This window comes from Streptococcus sp. CCH8-H5 (assembly GCF_001556505.1).
In the GTDB taxonomy this organism is placed as follows: domain Bacteria; phylum Bacillota; class Bacilli; order Lactobacillales; family Streptococcaceae; genus Streptococcus.
The window spans coordinates 1-3482 of the sequence record NZ_LSIZ01000106.1; the positions used below are offsets into that span (position 1 = coordinate 1).

Annotated in this window: 1 protein-coding gene; it reads right to left on the reverse strand. The window is 43.4% G+C overall.

What is annotated here, in order from left to right; all coding sequences use genetic code 11:
* Nucleotides 1–3136 (reverse strand): accessory Sec-dependent serine-rich glycoprotein adhesin (locus tag AX663_RS06285; RefSeq protein WP_156430773.1); only part of this gene is annotated, 3136 nt, incomplete at its 3' end.
* Nucleotides 3137–3482: the final 346 nt, after the last annotated feature.

Below are 3482 nucleotides of genomic sequence, written 5' to 3' on the forward strand. Positions count from 1 at the left end.
ACTCACTTAATGAACTTGAAACGCTCGCCGATTTCTCAGCACTCAAAGACGCACTTGTTGAAGCAGATTGACTTTGTGAGACGCTCGTCTTCAAAGACTCACTCAAGGAACTTGAGACACTCGCTGACTTCACAGTACTCAAAGACGCACTTGTTGAAGCGGATTCACTTTGTGAAACGCTCGTCTTCAAAGACTCACTCAAGGAGTTTGAAACGCTCGCTGACTTCACAGTACTCAAAGACGCACTTGTTGATGCAGATTGACTTCGAGATTGACTCATCTTCAAGGACTCACTCAAAGAACTTGAGACACTCGCTGACTTCACAGTACTCAAAGACGCACTTGTTGAAGCAGATTGACTTCGAGATTGGCTGGTCTTCAAAGATTCACTCAAAGAACTTGAAACACTTTTTGAGGCTACCGTGCTCAATGAAAGGCTAGTCGATGCAGATTGCTTAACAGACTCACTTCGACTTTGAGAAATAGATTCCTGCTTAGACTGACTGGCACTTTGCGACACTGACTGGCTGTAATCACTATCCGACAATTTCACCGTCACAACATTGGTCGTACTATCTTTATAAGTAATCGTTACCGTACCATCACTATTAACCGTATAAGACTTAATACGGTTAGCGACCTCTGGATTCAAGGCAGATACAGCCTCAATAATCTTACTCTTATCTGCATCTGTTAAGGCAGTCAGGCTGGTCACCTGAATAGTGCTTGTCGGCGCCACACCCGGTGTACGATCTGACAAGCGACCCTGAGTAATACGAATCTCACCCAAACCATTTGGACGGTTCATATTTGACGCATTGTCAATAGCAGCAACATTACGTTGCCATGTGTTTCGGAAAGAATGATAAAGGTCATCCTTCAAATGAATGGTCGTTGTGATGGTTGCAGGATTATCAGTCGTAGCTGTGATATCTCCCGTAATCGGTGCAATATTACCAGTTCCGTACTGGCTACTACCAAAGAAATTGCCGTTCAAGGCATTGTCATTCAAATCGGCTCTTGCAACAACTTTCATTTCTTTAAGCTTGCCACTGTCATCTGTAGCTGTGAAAGTCAAAACAGCATCATCACCAGCATAGAGGGTATAGTTTTTCCCACCGCCTTCGAGAGGCGTTGACTTAGGTTCCACACCATCAACAGTCAACTTGGCCGTCACTTCAGGACGCGTTCCGTCCGTTACAGCCACGGAATTGCTAGCATCGGAATACACCGCATAATCACCATACATGATGCGAGCTTTGGCTGTTACACCACCTGTTTGTAACTTAACAGTCGGCGTCACAATCGCTTGACCCGAAGCATCTGCCACAGCTGTTCCCACTTCGTCGTCATTATTATATAGAACGACTGTGGAACCTGGCTCAGCTCCCGTCACCGTTACAGGCGTCTGTGTGTAAGCCTTGTCCAATAATCTCGTTTCAACGGTTGGTGCTGCTAGTCGCTTCACTGGAGCCGTCACATCATTAGTGGTGTTATCTTTATAAGTAATGGTTACCACACCAGATGATGAAACGGAATAAGATTTAAAATCCTTTGAAGTGGCAATATTTGGATTAGTAGCCTTAAACGCTTCCCAAACCTTATCTTTTTCGGCTTGAGCGAGATTACTTGTGTCATTAACATAAGTCCCCGTTGTCACCGCCGTAATCGGATTACGAATGCCATCATTTTGTGGCAAAACCTGAATACGAAGCGTACGTGTCACTGACTGCCTAGCCGTATTAGTCACTACAAAAGAAACATTATAAATTTTCCCAGGCGTTACGACCTCTGTCTGCCCAACAGTCCCCACAATATTAAAGGCGACTGCACTATTTTTCAATGCAGAGGTCTGAGGCACGTTGATGCCATTCACTCGATCACTACCAGAAGCGTAGCCAATGCTTTTAATACTATTTCGTGTAGGAATGGTTTCAACAACATTATAAGCTTGATTGATGTAGTCAGAGTTATAAACAGAAATCAAGGCATTGTTAGCCAGACCTAAATTATACTGGGGTGCACGGAGGTTGCTATCAGCATCAATGCGAGAACCATTACGAGGATCACGCTGACCAGATGTCGCACGAAGCACCGCATTGGCAAGACTATTTCTAGCCTGACGAGCCTGAGTTATCGTAGGAGACACATCGCTATCACGATCAGCCAGACTGACACGAATGGCATCCAAGGCTTTATCTCCCTTGAGAATAGCAACCTCCGTATTTGGCAAATCAACAGCTTGAGCTTTATAGGTATAAATGTCTAAGGCTAAATCTTTGAGACGCTTTTCTTGTTCTAAACGCTCAGCATCAGCCACAACCGAGGCAGCTAGTAGCCCAGTCGCCGTATCAGATAATTGGCGATTCGTTTGCACTTCAGATGTCAAGGATGTGTTTAACAAAGTTGACTCTGAGCTGACAAGGGATAGCCCTACTTTAGAGTCGCTACCACTATCACTCTTGCTAACTGACTGAACAGATGCACTTGCACTATGCTCTGATGATTTTTCAGCTGCGCTCTCTGACAGACTATGTGAAGAAGAATCCGTCTGACTTACTGATTCCGACTTAGAAGTTAATGAAGCTGACAAGGAAGCAGAAAGCGAGGCACTCAATGACAAGGATGTCGATCTTGAAGCTAATTCAGAAGCAGACACCGATTGGCTACGTGATAAAGACTCACTCAAAGAAGCCTCCGAAGTCTGACTTGACGCAGTTTCTGATGACTCTTGACTATTTACTTGACTCTCTTGAACACTGGACACAGACTCCATATTTCCAAGAACAACGGAATCAGATGCAGCCAAAAGATCAGTCTTAGCTCCTGCTTCACTTTCCAAAATCGGCTGATTAGTCATTTCATCTGCATGAGCTACTTGAGTCGCAACAGAACCACCTAACAAGGCCCCCGTTGCAAGCACTCCCTTAAGCACTGTCTGACCTGAAAAAGCAGGTGCATCCACCTCTACCTGATGGCCAGCAACAGACGGTGTATCCACGCCTCCTCTAAGCACCTTGAAAAGACCAAAATTCGACGTCGCCGCACGAAGCCAGTGCTTCCCTGACTTAACCAATTTAAAGCGTGTCACACGATCGGTTTCACGATATTGACCTTCATTCCTTCTAAAGAACATATATACTCCATTTATTTTTGATTAAAACACTCCTTTAAATTTTATCATAAAATTAAGCAAAAAATCTCATTTCAAGATTGCTTTCTAGCAATTAATCACTTCTTTCATCCCCCTAAAAATACGATAATAATGGTAACCCTAAGACTTATTAAAACTATTTGTATTTTTAGAATATCAAACTAAAAAAAATCCCCTACCAATTAGGAAATCACTCTAATCGATAGGGGATATTTGATTATCTCGCTAGAAGATAATGATTAAACTTACTAAGACTTAGAAGTCTTCACTTTCTTCTTCATCTTTCTTACGTTTAGCAAGAAAGGCGAGACCTGTTGCAGTTGCCAAA